Here is a 16,006-nt window from a genome sequence, read left to right on the forward strand (position 1 = left end):
TCAGGTGTCAGGTGTCAGGTGTCAGGTGTCAGGTGTCAGGTGTCAGGTGTCAGGTGTCAGGCCAGCATTTTCAGCGCGCTGCGATCCTGAGGCCAATTATAAATCATTAAAAAGTCGCTAATTTATCTTCAATGCGTTGACCAGAAAGCCTCTACGAAAGTGCTTCCGTCATAAAGCACACTTCTTGCCGGCCCGGTTGGCATTAGCCTTAATCTTAAAGCCAGACGCTGCAACAAAACTGTCATCTTCTTGACATAGGCTGACCCTACACTTTTTGAGGCAGTAACAGGTAACCCAATGGCAATCATTAAGGCAAGAAATTACAGGGACGCTGAAGAGATGCTGCAGTCCGGTATCAGCAAGGTTGAACTGGCCTATGACATTGACAGCGATGATTTTTTTCGATTCGCCAGCCACTGGTGCGATCGCGGCGCGAAGATTTCCCGCGGCAATAAGCACTTTGTCGTTTCACTGAAAGGGCTGCACATTCCTCCCAACAAGTAACCTGCGCCGCGCTTTACTCTCGGTACGCTAACCTGCTTAAATCCTCTTTTTGATTAACAGGCAGAAGAAATGCGTTCTGATTGGCTCAACAGACCGGCACAGAGCGAACCGGCGATTTTGTCGGGCGCCACCTTACCCAAAGATCGGTTTTTAGCCGCGCCCGTCAGTTCCCGACTGGCAGAACATCCTGATGTTCTGCTGGTACAGGCCCGCTACGATCTGGCTTATTACAGCGACCAACTGTTCACCGACTATCGCCTGCCCTTCCCTGCTCACCTGAATAAAGCCGTGGCGAAACGCCGGGCGGAATACCTTGCCAGCCGCTTGTGCGTGCGTGCAGCGCTGCGTCAGTTTGGCTTTGACGACTTCCTGTTGACTAACGATGCCGACCGCGCGCCGGTCTGGCCAGAAGGAATAGCGGGTTCCCTTTCGCATACCCGCGCCTGCATCAGCCTCCTGCTGGCCGATAAGGTGACGGGAAAGCAGCCCGGCGTGGATTGCGAAGAGATTATGCGGCCCGAAGCGGCGGAAGAGATGCGTGAGATGATTATTAACGAGCGCGAACACGGCATTTTACAGAGCAGCGGCGTGCCGTTCGCGACCGCGCTCACCGCCGCTTTTTCCCTCAAGGAGAGTCTGTATAAGGCGCTGTTCCCGCTTTTCCGCCAGTTTATGCATTTCAACGAGGCGGAAATCATCGCTTGCCGGGCCGGACTGACCAACGTCACGCTGCGGTTGAACCGGGCCTTATCGCCAGGCTTTCCCGTCGGCACGCTGTTTACCGGCCGCGTGGCGCTGGCTGAAGGGCAGCTGACCAGCTGGGTCATCGTCACGCAGGCGGCCAATACGCCCACTGGCCCTTATTAAGCCATAGCCTCAGGCTGGCTTATCCATTTTTTAGCCAGCCTGAGTGACGGCAAGCCGGCGTCGGCAGGCTAGTCGGTGCCGGTGCGTTTTACCGCATCCAGCGTAGCCTGATCGCGCGCTTCGCCGATCAGCTCGCTTAGTTTGCCTTCACGCATTTCCAGCAGCCTGTCGGCGTGCAGAAAATAGTGGTCGTCATGGCTGATGGCAACAACGGTTTTGCCCATCTCTTTCAGCCACGGCAGCAGCTCGCGGTAGAAGATGCGGCGGAAATGCGGATCCTGATCGGCGGCCCATTCGTCCAGCAGCAGAATGTCGCGCTGCTCCGCCGTAGCAAGCAGCATCGCCAGACGCTTGCTCTGCCCTTTCGACAGTTTAAGGTTCAGCACCCGGTTGCCTTCAAGCTTGAGTTTATCCTGCATATGCAGGCGCTCCAGCCACAGCTGTACCTGAGCCGGATCGGCCGGTTCGCCGCTGGCGTCGATCAGGCGGTCAAACAGGTGAACATCGGTAAAGACGGCGGAGAAAAGGCGTCGATAGTCCGCCATCTCCGTTGCCGCCACCGGCACGCCGTCCAGCAGGATCTGCCCGGATACCGGCTGATAAAGGCCGGTCAGCAGCATCGCCAGCGTGGATTTACCGCTGCCGTTGCCGCCGATCAGAAAGACCAGCTCGCCGCGTTTCAGCGTCATGTCGATCGGGCCGACGGCAAAGCCGCCGTCGCCATAATGAAACACCACGTCACGCAGCTCCAGCGTTTGCCACGCACGCGCGGCGGCGGGCTGCGCAAAGCTTTCCTGGTAAGCCGCCAGCCTGAAGGTGTGGAGCTTGTTAAAGGCAACCTGAGCGCTCAGCAGCGTAGGCAGCGCGCCGACGGCGGAAAGCAGCGGCGTGCGCAGGAACAGCAGCGTCAGCGAATAGGTCGCCGCTACCGCCGTATTCGCCCAGCCCAGACCGTTAGCCATAAAGAAGACCAGCCCGATGGCGCCCAGCATCATGATATTCGACCAGTTCACCGCGCTGAGATGGAAAGTATCGGCGCGCACAATATGGTGACGATATGCTCGAGCGTCTTCCTGATAAACCGTCTCGTAAATTTGCTGCGCGCGCTGGCGGTTAAGCGCCAGCTCTTTGCGCCCTTCGATAATGGTTTGATAGTCGGCGTAAAGCGCGTCTTCAAGCTCGCGCAGCTTCGCCAGATGGCGATAGACTCTGGAGACCAGCAGCCAGCCGCCGACGATGGTGATGGTCAGCCAGAGGGTAGTGATCAGCAGCATTTTCGGCGACAGCCACGCCAGGTAAGCGGCCGAACCTAAAGTCAGGATCACGCCCTGGATCAGCTCGGGCAGGCGCACAAAGGCAAGGGTAATGCTGCGGACGTCGCTGGTCAGCGCGGCCAGCAGCTGGGCGCTGCCGATCTGTTCGATACGTTCGATCTGCGTATCCAGAATGCGTCGAATAAACTCACCGCGCAGCCGATAAACAAAATGGTGGCCAAGCAGCGTCAGCGCCAGCTGCGAGGCCAGGGTCACCGCCATCAGCAGCAGCAGCAGCCCAAGGAAAGAAGGCAGCAGCCAGGTACCGGCGTTCAGCGAAACAATCAGCTCGCGGTTGATAAAAGCGATCAGCCCGATACCGAGCGCGGCGCTCAGCAAACTGAGGCCAATAACCAGCACAAAAGGCCAGCGATACTGGCGGTAAACGACGCGAAGCAACTCCATGACACTATCCCATTATTCTGAGCAGCCTGCAGTTTAATGAGAAGCGGGACGATAGCAATAATAATTCTCGTTTACCGAAAAGCGCGCCGGAAGGTCAGATTATAGCGAAATGCGCCGGTGGCCGGATGGCTGCCCGCTTTTAACGGCAGGATGCCGTGATAGCGCAGGCGCGACGGCCCGCCCCATACCACCACGTCGCCATGCTCCAGCAGCACGCGCTGCACCGCGTCGCCTCGCTCGAAGCCGCCAAACTGAAACACGGCGGGCAGGCCCAGCGAAACAGAGACGATAGGCTGGCGCATATCCTGTTCGTCCTTGTCCTGATGCAGGCTGAGCTTCGCCTCCGGCGCATAGCGGTTAATCAGGCAGGCATCGGGCTGAAAATGGGGAAAACCGGCCTCTTCCGCGCAGGCCACCGCCAGCTGATGGAAGCGATCCGGCATCGCCGGCCAGCGCTGGCCGCTAACGCTGTCGTATTCGCTGTACTGATAGCCGCGCGCGTCCGTCGACCAGCCGAAATCGCCGCAGTTGGTCATCGCCACCGACATGCGGTGTCCGCCCGGCGTAATGCGGTGATGAAAAGGATTCTGCGCGGCGATATCGTCAACCAGCGCCAGCAGCGCTGCCGCCTCGTCCCGCGCGCGTCGACGCAGGATAGCCGCGCCTTCCGCCAGCGGCTCCAGCCAGGGCGCTTCTTCACTAAATAAGTCCAGCATAATGGCTCCTTAGCGGGCCGTTGCCCGTGAGTAAATGCCGCTACTGCGCTTCCGGCAGCAGAAAGGCGCTGAACTGCGGCGACATCCAGCTGCTAAAGCCGTTGCCCTGCTTCACGATCAGATAAACCGCCAGCTGTTCGCGCAGCGCCAGCGCCTTCGCCTGCTCTTCGCCAAGCACCATCAGGCCGGTATCCCAACCGTCTGCTTCCAGCGCGGTGGTCGCGATCACCGTTGCGGAAACCAGCTTGTGCTGGATCGGCTCGCCGGTGGTCGGATCGATCACATGCGAAATGCGTTTGCCGTTCAGCTCATAATAGTTGCGATAGCTGCCGGAGGTGCTGATACCGTGCCCCTGCAGATCCACTACTGCCTGCACCGCGTTTTCTTTATCGGTAGGCTTCTGGATCGCTACTTTCCACGCCTTGCCCTCGGCGTTTTTGCCGCGCGTCAGCACCGCGCCGCCGACGGAAACCAGATAGTTGTTAATCCCTTCTTTTTCCAGCAGGCGCGCCAGATGATCGGTGGCGAACCCTTCTCCCATGGTGGACAGATCGACATAAAGATTCGGCAGATCCTTTTGCAGATAAGCCCCTTCGCTGCGCTGGATAACGCGCAGATGTTGCAGGCCGGTCAGCGCGCGCGCCGCCGCAATCTGCGCCTGCGTCGGCACGGTGGCAGGCTGCTTAACCGGCCCAAATCCCCACAAATTGACCAGCGGCCCGACGGTGATGTCCATTTTGCCGTGCGTTTTCTGGCCGATGCGCAGCGCCAGAGTGACGATGTCCGCCATGTTGTCGCTGACCGGCTGCGGGTCGCTGCCGCGATACTGATTAAAGCGCGAAAGCACCGAATCGGCTTTCCAGGTCGACAGCTCCCGATCGTCATTATCCAGCTGCTGCTGTACCGCTTTTTGCAGATTTTCTTTCAGGCCGGGGTCAACGTTGGCGAGGCTAACCCTCCAGAATGTTCCCATAGTGCGTCCTTCCAGCACCATGGCTGACGCACCAACGGTTTCACGATGACGGTCACAGCCGGAAAGCAGGATAAATGCTGCCATAACAGGATAGTACAGCCATTTCTTCTTCATATTACGCAAATTTCCCTGCAATAGTTTTGGTCCTGAAAGCGTGAAAATGCAGCATGGCGCCGGACCAGGCGGGGTTGATCTTCTGACGGATGCTACTCAGTATACCCATTGAACCCACTTTACCGCGGCGCTTTGCCGCAATAATGGAGGTCTTTATGATCTACTTTCTGCTGCCTTTCGTCTGTCTCGCGCTGATTATCTTTTCAGGCTACAAGCATTACAAGCAGACGCATACCAGACAGCTCAATCGTCCACGTTTTCGCTGAGAAAGTGGTCAGGGAGGTACGCTAAGCGCAGGGAAACGGCGAAGAGTTAAGAAGCGGGAGCGCATGGCGCGCTCCCGCGTAAATCAGAACTGGTATACTAAGCCCAGCGCTACTACGTCATCGGTGTTGATGCCGGCAGCGTCGGTAAAGTTGTTGTCATCAAGCAGGTTGATCTGGTAGTCAACGTAGGTAGACATGTTTTTGTTAAAGTAGTAAGTCGCGCCTACATCCACATATTTTTTCAGGTTCTGCGTGCCGTATCCTTCGATATCGGAGCCGCGAGAGCTGACGAACGCCAAAGACGGACGCAGGCCGAAGTCGAACTGATACTGCGCCACCACTTCCCAGTTATCCGCCGTGTTGGCGTAACCGTAGATGCTGTCGTCGCTTCTGCTGTCGCCAAAGCGGGTTGCGTTGTAAGAACGGGTATACATCGCCGCCAGGTAGATGTTGTTAGCATCATATTTCAGACCGCCGGTATAGGCTGTTGCCTTGTCGCCGTTACCCAGAATGCCGTTGGTGTTATTGTTCTGTTCGTTGGTGCGGTCAGAGCTGAACATCGCCGCGCCGATACCGAAGCCGGAACCCAGATCGTAAGTGGTGGACAAACCCCAGCCGTCGCCGTTGCGCGCCAGCACGTCACGTCCGTCCAGCTCGGTGCCGCTGTTGTTTTTGCCCTGATACTGGATAGCGAAGTTCAGGCCTTCAACCGCACCGAAGAAGTTGTTGTTGCGGTAGGTCGCCAGGCCGCTGGAGCGCTGGAACATAAAGTTGTCCGCGCCGTAGGTGTCGCCGCCGAACTCCGGCAGCACGTCGGTCCATGCGCCGATATCGTAAGCCACGCCGTAATTACGACCATAGTCCAGAGAGCCCGCATCGCCGAATTTCAGACCGGCAAAGCCAACACGCGTGTAGCTGTCTGCGGTGCCTTCATTTTCCGTGGTGTTCAGCGCCGCCTGGTATTCCCACTGGCCGTAACCGGTCAGCTCGTTGCTGATTTGGGTTTCGCCCTTGAAGCCGAAGCGCAGATAAGACTGGTCGCCATCGGAGCCATCGTTATCAGAGAAATAGTGCAGGCCGTCTACTTTGCCAAACAGGTCGAGCTTGTTCCCGTCTTTATTGTAGATTTCTGCCGCGCCGGCAGAACCTGCGATCAGCATGGCCGGAACGACCAGGGAGAGAACGCGAAGTTTCATTTTGTATTACCCTCTTGTTATATGCCTTATTTACCACTGCGTGCTGAACGTCGAAAATTCAGTCGGCACCCTCATGGTAGAGCGCGGACAGTAATAATCTATAAAGAAAATGCTACTAAATTTCCGAATGTGTTTCATTTTGTAATTCAAATATTACAAAATGATAATAACCGGGAACTTTACGGCCGCACGCAGTGATAAAAAATAACGCACGTAATGTCAAGTAATAGCTAATCTTTGAAGATTCATATGGTTATGTAATGTTACTTGTGTGAGCACTGAATGATAAAAAGGCGTAGCATTTTGGTTTATAATAACCGGGCTATCATCATTTTATTTCATTATTACCTTCATTCACCCCGAATGTTTTGTTTTACCCTATTTTTCGGCCGAACCTTGTGTTCGGCTTTTTTTATGGCCGCTATCTGCAGAACGCCTCGCTGTTTCTACGGTTATAATTAAGGCCAAAAAAAACCGCTGAACGGCGAATGATAAAAGTTTATTTCATTCACTATTCAGCGGCGTAAGTAATTATCTTTCGCGCAGCGACTCTTTAACCTTATTCAGCGGCTTAACCAGGTAATCCATGACGGATTTCTGGCCGGTTTTAATTTCAACGTTTGCCACCATGCCGGGCACGATAGGGAATTTTCTGCCGGCCTTATTGACCAGCTCCGCTTTCTGCGTACGTACGTAAACGCGATAGTAATACTGGTCGCGTTTAACCTCGTCCTGCAGCGTATCCGGCGAAACCGTCTCCACTTCGCCATCCAGATTGCCGTAGATAGAAGAGTCGTAGGCGGTGATTTTGACCACCGCAGGCAATCCCGGACGGATATAGGCGATATCGCGCGGGTTGATGCGAGTTTCAATCAGCAGCTGATCCTCCAGCGGAACAATCTCCATCAGCTTACCGCCCGGTTGCAGCACCCCGCCGACGGTGGTGACCTGGATATCTTTGACGATGCCGCGCACCGGCGAATAGAGCGTGGCGCGCGTCAGCTGATCCTCTTTACCGGTCAGTACCTGGAGCTGAGCATCCAGATCGGCATTGTTTTTAACCTGTTCCTCGCGCGCGCGTACCGCGTAATCATTTTTTGCCTCGTCGATCTTACCGCGCAGATCGCTAATCTGCCGACGCAGCCGGATCACCTCCACCTGCCCCGCCGCGCCTTTCGCCACCAGCGGCTCGGTCATGCGCAGCTCGTCCTGCACCAGCTTCATCGACTGGGTAAGGTTGCTGACCGTTTCCGTGAGGTTGCGCCGACGCGACTGGAAAAGCTGCGTCTCGCGCGCCACCAGCTCCGGCTCCTTGAGCGTTTCAGCGCTGAACGCCAGCGGCGCGCCGGTCAGTTCAGCACGCAGTCGTTCCGCCGAGGCGCGCAGCGTACGGGCTTTAGCTGCCGCCTCGCCAAAATTGGACTGAAAGCGCGTGGGGTCGAGACGGCCCAGCACCTGGCCCTTTTCGACGATATCGCCTTCATGCACGTTCAGCTGATTGACGATGCCGCCGTCCAGGCTGTCGATAATCTGCGCGCGGCTGGACGGCGTGACTTTACCGGTGCCGACCGTGACCTCGTCCAGAATGGCGAAGTGCGCCCAGACAAAAAAGATCACCAGCGCGGCGGTACAGAGCCAGATAATAGCCGAGGTGCGCTTTTCGTTACGTTTCAGGCTGCGGTCGATCAGTATCAGGCTCATGCTGCGTCCCCCTGTCCGCCGGTTTGCTTCGCCGTCTGCGCGGCGGCGGCGCGTAAAATATCATCGCGCGGGCCGTCCGCCACGATGCGCCCGTTATCCATAACGATAATTCTGTCCACCAGTTTCAGCAGCGCCGGACGGTGCGTGACCAGCACCAGCGTGCGGCCCGACAGCCAGCCCTGCATCTGCCGGATCACATACTCTTCCAGCGCTTCATCCATCGAGGCGGTCGGCTCGTCCATCAGCACCACCTGCGGCTGCCGCAGGATCATGCGGCTGAGCATCACCATTTGCCGCTGCCCGCCGGACAGGCCGCGCCCGCCCTCGTTGATAATACGGTCAAGGCTGGACGCATCCTGCTGCACCAGGCTCAGCGCGCCGCTGACCTTCAGGGCCTGGAGCATTTCCTGCTCGCTGGCGTGCGGATTGCCCAGCATCAGGTTTTGCCGCAGCGTGCCGAAAAACAGGCGCGAGTCCTGCGACAGCCAGCCCAGCTGACGACGCAGATCTACCGGATCGATGCGCTGAACGTCCACGCCGTCGACGATCACTTTGCCCTGCGTTGCCCGCGCCTGCCCGGCCAGCAGCTTCAGCAGCGTGGATTTCCCCGCGCCGACCTTGCCGAGGATCGCCACGCGCTCGCCCGGCTTGATTTGCAGCTGGTTGATGGTCACCACGTTTTTGACGTTTTCCTCATCGTAGCTGTATTGCACGCCGCGCAGATCGTAATGGCCGGTCAGCGTCGGACAGTGCGCCATTTCGCCCTCTTCCGGCTGATCCAGCGGTTTTTTCAGCAGCTCATCCAGACCCGCCATCGCGGTTTTGGCATGTTGCCAGCGCGAAAACACCATGGTCAGCTGCATCAGCGGCGCGATAGTGCGCGACGAGAGCAGACTGCTGGCGACCAGCGTCCCGGTGGTGATATCGCCGTTCAGCACCAGGTAAACGCCGAACACCAACATGCTGGCATAGGTCAGCTGCTGCACCGTCGAGGCCCAGCCGGTCAGCCTCGCGCCCCACAGCCTTTGCTGCATGCCGATGGTGGCGCTGACCTCATGCGTCTGCTCCCACTGCCGCTGGAAATAGGGTTCCGCCTGTAAGGATTTGATGTCCTCGATGCCTTCGATGGTTTCCACCAGCACCGCGTTGCGCAGCGCGCCCTCGCGTAGCCCCTCTTTCGCCAGCTTCGCCATCGGGAACTGTACCAGCAGCCCCGGAATAACGATCAGCGGGATCGCCAGCAGAGGAATAATCACCAGCGGGCCGCCGATAAAGCCCATCAGGCATAAAAACAGGATCACAAAAGGCATATCCGCCGCCGCGCCCACGGTAGTCGAGGTCAGCAGCTCGCGAACCTGATCGATTTCACGCAGCTGCGAGATAAAAGACCCGGTGGATTTTGGCCGCGCTTCGTTGCGAATATTCATCGCACGCGCGAACAGCATGGAGGAAACTTTCAGATCGATGCGCTTTCCCATCAGATCCGAAACCTGGGTGCGCATCAAACGAATCACATATTCGATGGCGGCGGCAATCAGCACGCCGGCGAACAGTACCCACAGCGTCGGCTCCGACTGCGCCGGGATCACGCGGTCATAAACCTGCATGGAGAAAAGGATGCCGGCCAGCGCCAGCACGTTGCCGACCACCGAAGCCAGCGAAATCTCCATGATGCGGCGGCCCATGCCGCGAAAGTTTTCCCAGAACCAGTGCTTTTTGTACGGCTGCACAAATTCGTCGATGCGCGCGTCGCGTCCGCGCGCCGCCACGCCGACAATGCCGACCTGCTCCTGGCTTTGCGCCAGCAGCAGCGCCAGCTCGCTTTCCCGCACCACGTCGCCGCCGTCGCTCAGCCAGTAGCGCGCTTTGCCCTCCGTATCGATGGTTTCCACCACCACCACGCTGCCGTTTTCCATAATCAGCACCACCGGCGTCACCTCCTGCCGCCAGCGAATTTTATCGCGCGGCATCATGGTCAGATGCAGGCCCAGCAGGCCCGCCAGCCGTTCCAGCTGCTGCGCGGGCGTCAGATGCTCGAACCAGCGCATCTGCTGACGCAGCGTGGAGCCATCCGCCGGTTTGCCAAAGCGCGCCGCCACGCGCAGCATCGCGTCAATCCAGTTTTCAGTACTAGCGGTTTTGGTCATAAGTACGGCCTTATCTTGTTTGGCATCAGAGCGATGGCAGGGTTTGTCCGCTGGTGGCTTCACGATCGATGCCCATAATATCCAGCAGGTTGTCGACGGCGGAAGCGTAGCGCACGGTGGCGTCCCAGCCGTCGTAAAGCGCGGTCAGACGGCTGCTGTCAGCCTGAAAGACATCCTGCTCAACGCTCAGTAAATCGTTGAGGCTGCGCTTATTTAATTTGTATTCGTCGGCGTAAACCGAGCGGGTGTGAGCGGCGCTGCTCAGCTGCTGCTCGCCTGCCGTCTGGCGCTGCTGCGCGCCAATCATGTCGGCATAGGCGGTGGAGGCGCTCTGATTGATATCCAACTTGGACTGTTCGACGGCGGCCTGGGCCGCTTCGCGGTCGCCTTCCGCCGCGCGGGTTCTGGCGTTGACCAGACCGCCCTGATAAAGCGGCGCTTCTACCTGAAGCTGTAGCTCATCGTCCCAATAGGATCGGGTGGCGTTTTCATAACGCGTGCGGCCCGCCTGCACTTTGATGGTCGGCCAGTGGTTAGAGGACGCCTGGCGAACGCGTTCGATCGCCGCTTCCTGTTTGGCCTGCGCGCTGCGCACCGCCGCGCTTTTTTCGTAGGCGATCCTGTCCAGCGTGATCTGCTGATTCAACAGCGACTGCGGCAGCTCCGGCAGCGCGCTGGGCACCACGCCGGTCAGCACCGTCAGCTGCGCCAGCGCAGAGCGTTCTGAAGCGCGGTACTGCTCCATCGTCGCGTGCATCCCGGCGATGCGGGTTTCCGCCTGTAGCACGTCCGACTGCGAGCTTAACCCCGCGTCGGCGCGCATATGGGCGATGTCCTTGACATGTTCCAGCGAGGCGACGTTGTTTTTGGCCGCCTCCACCAGCGCCCGGTAGCGTTTGACCTGCAAATAGGCCTGTAGCGTATCCTGCGCCACCGTGGTCATGGTGTCGTAAAGGGCGAAGCGATAGGCTTCAGAGAGGTGATGCTGTTCGTCAATAGCGCCGCCGGTGCGGCCAAAGTCATACAGCAGCTGGCTGAGGGTAATGCCGCCAGAGCCGTTGTTGTTGAGGCTGCCGGAGGAGTCGGTGGTGTGCGATCGTCCACCGGTCGCCGCCAGGGAAATTTGCGGATACCAGGCGCTTTCGGCGGCATCCAGATCGGCCTCGCCCACGCGGATTTGCGCGGCGGCCTCGGAGATTTTTGGGTTGCGGGCAAAGGCCCGGAGGATAGCTTCACGTAGCGTCAGCGTTGAGATTTGCTCCTCGGTGGGAGCGGCACGCCAGTTAAATTCCACTTTCTGCTGCTTTGCTGCCAGCGCATTCTGTCCCACGGTGCCGCACAGCGCGGCCAGGCACAAAGATACCCACACTTTCTTCATCCTGGTCCTCTCTTCCTTCTTCCTTTTTGGTGAAAAAACGGCCGGTGCGGCAACCCCGCGCCGGCCTGTTACGTCAGGCAGTCTGTACCTGTAGATTATGTTGAATTAAGACATCCGCCAGCGTGCCTTCATGGCTTGCGGAGGAATTGTGATAGAGATCAAACTGCTGACCGGCGATCGTCTGCATACCGGCCTCGTTCCAGACGCCGCCTTCGGCGGTGCTCAGCGTCACCGCGCTGCCGTCCGCGCCTTTGATGGTCAGCGCCTCGCTGGCGTTGTCGGTCAGCGCCAGCAGATCCTTTTGCCCCAGCGTAAGGCTGTTGCTGCCGGAGGTGCCGAGGTCGATCGTTTCAACGCTGCCAATCTTCAGGCCCAGCGAGGCGAAATCCAGCGCTTCGTGCGCACCGCCCAGCACCAGCGTGTCGTGACCGGCGCCGCCGTTCAGATTGCTGAGCAGATTCAACGTGGAGAGCGTAAAGGTGTCATTGCCCTCGGTGCCAGCGGTGGGAGCAACGCTTTCGACGTGGCTGGCTACGGCCGGTTCGCCGCCGGTAGCGCCGCTTTCCGTTACGGCTGCCGCGCTGCTCTCGTGCGCATCCGTGGCGCTGGCGTGACTAACGTCATCCAGGGGATTAGCCTCCGCAAGCAGGCTAAACGTACTTTGATCGGCCGTTTCTACTGTGGCTGGCGCATCCGGCAGAGTGACGCTATCCCGCGTCTCATACCAATGGCCCGCCGCGTCCTGATAGGAGACGTAGAAGCCAGGCGTAGAAGAAATGGAGGTGTATTCGCTTACCGGCACCTCGGATGTGAAAGTGCCGTCCGCCGCCACGTTGATATCATAGTAATTAAGCAGCTCGCCGCCATAAAACGACAGCTTGTCTACGGGGAGCGGTTCGGTCACCGTGCCGCTGATAAGGTAGTAAGCATTATCGTCGTGATAAACAACATCTTCTGGCGTCAGCGCGTTAAACGTCAGCACGGGATCGCTACTGTGAAAATGCGACAGCAGCAGGACGTCGCGGCTGGCGCTGGCATTGCCGCCCGCGCTTTCAACGCTGACCTTAAGGTTATAGTAGCCGTCCGCCGTCGCCTCTATATCCGCTGAAGGGATCGTGGCCATCCAGTGATTGGCGTAGACATAGCCAGTATAGGTTTTGTCGGCCAGGGTAATGGTAACTTCGGTGTCCGTATGCAGACCCCAGCTGTCGCCGTGCAGCTGGACATCATTCTGATAGTTGGCGTAATCAACGATATCGTTGATTTCCACCGTATCCATGGTCAGCGTTGGCTGCACGTCCGCCGCATAAAGCTCCACACTTAGCGACGCGCTGTGTTCATGCCCGGCCGAATCCTGCACGCTGGCGAGTATCGTGGTATTACCGGCGGTCAGCTGCTTAGCGTCGTTCTCGTACAGCCAGGTTGTCCATTCGCCGTTCTGCCCTACGATAACCGAGCCGAGTGCAAGCGAGCCGATGGACACGGTAACCCTGGCCCCCACCTCGCCGGTTCCCCTGATGGCGTAATCATCGGTAAGGATGTTGAGATTGACGCGGTTGTCGTCGGAGAGGCTGTTAATGGTGACGGTCGGCGACGTGCTGCCGCTGTAAAAGTCCAGCGCCAGCGAACTGGAGCCAACGTTTTTCGCCATGTCCGAAATCGTGGCCTGTAGCGTGTAGTCGCCCGCGGTCAGCTGCTGCGCCTGCTGCGGCGTCAGCGCCGCCTGCCAGGTTCCGTCAAAGCCGACCGTGGTGTGCCAGGTCAGCGCGCCCAGCGTCAGGGTCAGCGCATCGCCCGCATCGCCCGTGCCGGTAAAGAGATAATTTTCGGCGATCTGGTTGAGATTGATGTGCGTCCCGTCAGCAGGGGTGTCGATAGCCGTTTGCGGCGTGCTGACGTCGGTAAAGAAGTAAGCCTGGGTGCTACCCGTTTCGCCTTCCGCGTTGCTGGCGGTCACGGTGATCCAGCGCTTGCCGGTATTAAATTCGCTGTGCAGCAGCGTTTCGGTATTCAGATCCAGACGCCAGTTCCCATCGTTGGTCACCGCGGCCTGGTAGTCCACGCCGTTGATATTCACCGTAACCGTCTGGCCGCTGCCGATCGCGCCGGTCGTGCCGACCAGGGCCTGACCGTCAAGCTTTTCACTGCGATTCAGCCAGCCATCGCCAAAAGGCGTATTGATAGTGGGATGCGGCACGGCGGTGGCGGCCAGCAGCACGCCGCTACTGTCTGCTTCAGGCTGGGCAGCGGGGATCGCCTGCCCGGCGGTCGCGGCTGCGGCTGCGGCTGCGGCGGCATCGTCGGCGGAAACACTGTCAACAGCCGCAGCGGGCGTCACCGCGCCGTTGTAAAACGTAATATCCTGTGTCTCCGTGCCAACGTTTTTCGCCGGATCGGTCACGCTGGCTTTCAGCGTATAGTTGCCCAATTGCAGCTGCTGCGCCTGCTGCGGCGTGATGTCTACCCGCCAGGTGCCGTCGAAGCCGACCAGGGTCTGCCAGGTCTGGGTGCCCAGCGTCAGCGTCAGTCCGTCGCCCGCATCGCCCGTGCCGGTAAAGGCCAGGCCGTTTTGCCGGGCGCTATTCAGGTTGATATCCGTGTTCGACAGCGTATCGACGCTGACATGCGGCGTACTGATATCGGTAAAGAAGTAGGCGCCGGTCTTCCCGCTTTCGCCTTCGGCATTAGTGGCGTAGACGTTAATCCAGTGCTTGCCGGTAGAGAAATCAGTGCCCATCAGCTGGGCGGAGGTCAGCGCCAGGCTCCATTTACCGTCGTCCGCCACCGTTGCCTGATAGCGGCTGCCGCTGATATTGATCGCTACCTGTTGACCGCTGCCCGTCACGCCCGTGGTGCCGCTCAGCGTTTCGCTATGGGTTTTCTCATCGTGATTCAGCCAGCCATCGCCGAAAGGTACGGCAATAGTTGGCTTCGGCGTAGCGGTCGCGCCGCCGCCCGTTTCCGGCGGCGTGGTGCCTGGGTTATCCGGCGGCGTACCGTCCGTTGGGTTTTCTACCGGCGGAACAGGAACCGGCACTTCCGCGCCACCGCCGCCCGTGCCGACCGGCGTCTCCAAATCGGTGGTAACATAAATCTGCTGCTCGAACCAGTTGCCCGCGCCGTCCTGCACGCCCAGCACCAGCGCGTTTTGCCCATGCTGAGTATGGATATCCTGGGAAGTGAGCTGCACGCTCCAGCTGCCGTCCGCATTCAGCGTGCCGGTACGATAGCTCTCGATCTCGCCTTTAACGGCAAACATGGTCAGCGGAAAAGGCGTTTGCATCGTACCGGTCACGGTGTAGATCGGCTCGCCGTTTTGATAAGTCACGTCGGCCAGCGTCAGCTCATCGGTGGTGACCAGCGGGATGCTGCTGTTGTAGTGGCTGATAAGCAGCAGATCGCGCGTGGCGCTGACGCTGTTGCCGCTGGCGTCGGTGGCGCTGACGGAAAAGGTGTAGCTGCCGTCTTTGATCGCCGCCAGATCGCTGTCGCCAACCTGCACCGACCAGACGTTGTTATTGACGTAGCCGGACCAGGTTTTACCATCCAGCGTCAGCTCTACCCGCGTGCCGGAGGCCAGCTGCGTGCTGGTGCCGGTAATTTCGACGCCGTAAACGCCCTCTTTATAGTTAACCGCGTCATCGCCAGAAACCGGATTGATGGTCAGCGTCGGCAGTGTGGTCGAGGCTTCTGCGGTAACAGCGCCGGTGCCAGGCGTTGGCGTTGGCGTTGGCGTTGTGGGAGTGGTGGTGACGGCCGCTGCTACGCTATCAACAGGCACGGCCATATTGTTAACAATCAGCGTGGAATCCACTGTTTCGACGGCTGCCGGCACCGCAGCCAGCGTCGGCGTCAGTGTGACGGTTGTTTCAGCCTCATCTGCTTCGTTTGCGAACAGCGCCTGCTGCTGCGTAGCGCCATCCTGAAAAATCAGCTGGCTTTGCGATTGTGGATCGGTACTAAAAAACTGCTGAAAACGCGAGACGCCGCCATCCTGATGCAGGATCAAATCGCTGCCCTGCCTCTGCCAGGCAGAAACCTGAGAAGGCGCGCCCTGTAAGGTGACGATACTGGGTTCGCTGAGGGTGTAAGCCTGTGAATCGTTTTCGACGAGCAGTGTTTCACCGCTTGCCAGCGACACGATATTGACGCGGCCTGAGCCTGAATACGCCATAAAAATCCCCTTGTGCACCAGTTAAATGAGTAAAGTGACGCCGCGTAAAAGTAAAGATTTACTTTACTTAAAGCGGACATGCAGCGGCCAGCGCCTCAAAAAAGGTGCCAGGCCAGACCCGGTGCTTTCTGGATTTACAAAATAATCCACAACAAGGCTAATGGTAAAAAAAATTTCCAAAAAAAATGCTAACGACAAGGCGAGGATTTTATTTCGCCGGCAAAAAAAAACAGTACCACTCTTTGCCATAAC

The 16,006-nt window shown here is 58.5% G+C and carries 10 protein-coding genes; 2 read left to right on the forward strand and 8 right to left on the reverse strand.

Annotated elements, in window-relative coordinates:
• Positions 1–297: 297 nt before the first annotated feature.
• Entirely contained in the window at positions 298–504 is a 207-nt protein-coding gene (locus AB6T85_RS19375; protein WP_125288215.1) for a hypothetical protein, read from the forward strand.
• 69 nt (positions 505–573) lie between these two features.
• Positions 574–1,371, forward strand: a complete 798-nt coding sequence (locus AB6T85_RS19380) for a 4'-phosphopantetheinyl transferase family protein (protein WP_369896400.1) — start codon at positions 574–576, stop codon at positions 1,369–1,371.
• 68 nt (positions 1,372–1,439) lie between these two features.
• On the opposite strand, the gene AB6T85_RS19385 is transcribed toward AB6T85_RS19380, so the two are convergent.
• From AB6T85_RS19385 to AB6T85_RS19420, 8 genes are all read right to left on the reverse strand, one after another.
• Positions 1,440–3,089 (reverse strand): multidrug ABC transporter permease/ATP-binding protein, encoded by a 1,650-nt coding sequence (locus tag AB6T85_RS19385; protein ID WP_253459866.1) that lies wholly within the window; start codon positions 3,087–3,089, stop codon positions 1,440–1,442.
• Positions 3,090–3,160: 71 nt separating this feature from the next.
• Positions 3,161–3,805, reverse strand: coding sequence for a DNA oxidative demethylase AlkB (alkB, locus tag AB6T85_RS19390; protein WP_253459863.1), 645 nt, complete (start codon positions 3,803–3,805; stop codon positions 3,161–3,163).
• A gap of 40 nt (positions 3,806–3,845) precedes the next feature.
• Positions 3,846–4,892, reverse strand: a complete 1,047-nt coding sequence (apbE, locus tag AB6T85_RS19395; protein WP_369896401.1) for an FAD:protein FMN transferase ApbE — start codon at positions 4,890–4,892, stop codon at positions 3,846–3,848.
• A gap of 349 nt (positions 4,893–5,241) precedes the next feature.
• Entirely contained in the window at positions 5,242–6,354 is a 1,113-nt protein-coding gene (ompC, locus tag AB6T85_RS19400; RefSeq protein ID WP_301251905.1) for a porin OmpC, read from the reverse strand.
• Between the two features lie 531 nt (positions 6,355–6,885).
• A complete protein-coding gene (locus AB6T85_RS19405; protein ID WP_253459854.1) occupies positions 6,886–8,055 on the reverse strand; it encodes a beta-barrel domain-containing protein in 1,170 nt (389 codons plus the stop codon).
• Positions 8,052–10,202 (reverse strand): type I secretion system permease/ATPase, encoded by a 2,151-nt coding sequence (locus AB6T85_RS19410; protein WP_301730493.1) that lies wholly within the window; start codon positions 10,200–10,202, stop codon positions 8,052–8,054. The genes AB6T85_RS19405 and AB6T85_RS19410 overlap by 4 nt, the downstream gene beginning before the upstream one ends.
• 25 nt (positions 10,203–10,227) lie before the next feature.
• Positions 10,228–11,580: a TolC family outer membrane protein gene (locus tag AB6T85_RS19415; RefSeq protein WP_253459848.1), complete on the reverse strand. Its 1,353-nt coding sequence runs from the start codon at positions 11,578–11,580 to the stop codon at positions 10,228–10,230.
• Positions 11,581–11,653: 73 nt separating this feature from the next.
• The gene (locus AB6T85_RS19420) at positions 11,654–15,754 is read right to left on the reverse strand and encodes a BapA/Bap/LapF family prefix-like domain-containing protein (protein WP_369896402.1); all 4,101 of its coding nucleotides are present in this window, start codon (positions 15,752–15,754) and stop codon (positions 11,654–11,656) included.
• Between the last annotated feature and the right edge of the window lie 252 nt (positions 15,755–16,006).

It is taken from the genome of Erwinia aeris (assembly GCF_041224955.1).
Lineage (GTDB): Bacteria > Pseudomonadota > Gammaproteobacteria > Enterobacterales > Enterobacteriaceae > Erwinia > Erwinia aeris.

Excerpts from the sequence above, each read along its gene's own strand:
- AB6T85_RS19375 (WP_125288215.1), top strand. The coding sequence starts at position 298 with ATGGCAATCATTAAGGCAAGAAATTACAGGGACGCTGAAGAGATGCTG.
- AB6T85_RS19380 (WP_369896400.1), top strand. The coding sequence starts at position 574 with ATGCGTTCTGATTGGCTCAACAGACCGGCACAGAGCGAACCGGCGATT.
- AB6T85_RS19385 (WP_253459866.1), bottom strand. The coding sequence starts at position 3,089 with ATGGAGTTGCTTCGCGTCGTTTACCGCCAGTATCGCTGGCCTTTTGTG.
- alkB (WP_253459863.1), bottom strand. The coding sequence starts at position 3,805 with ATGCTGGACTTATTTAGTGAAGAAGCGCCCTGGCTGGAGCCGCTGGCG.
- apbE (WP_369896401.1), bottom strand. The coding sequence starts at position 4,892 with ATGAAGAAGAAATGGCTGTACTATCCTGTTATGGCAGCATTTATCCTG.
- ompC (WP_301251905.1), bottom strand. The coding sequence starts at position 6,354 with ATGAAACTTCGCGTTCTCTCCCTGGTCGTTCCGGCCATGCTGATCGCA.
- AB6T85_RS19405 (WP_253459854.1), bottom strand. The coding sequence starts at position 8,055 with ATGAGCCTGATACTGATCGACCGCAGCCTGAAACGTAACGAAAAGCGC.
- AB6T85_RS19410 (WP_301730493.1), bottom strand. The coding sequence starts at position 10,202 with ATGACCAAAACCGCTAGTACTGAAAACTGGATTGACGCGATGCTGCGC.
- AB6T85_RS19415 (WP_253459848.1), bottom strand. The coding sequence starts at position 11,580 with ATGAAGAAAGTGTGGGTATCTTTGTGCCTGGCCGCGCTGTGCGGCACC.
- AB6T85_RS19420 (WP_369896402.1), bottom strand. The coding sequence starts at position 15,754 with ATGGCGTATTCAGGCTCAGGCCGCGTCAATATCGTGTCGCTGGCAAGC.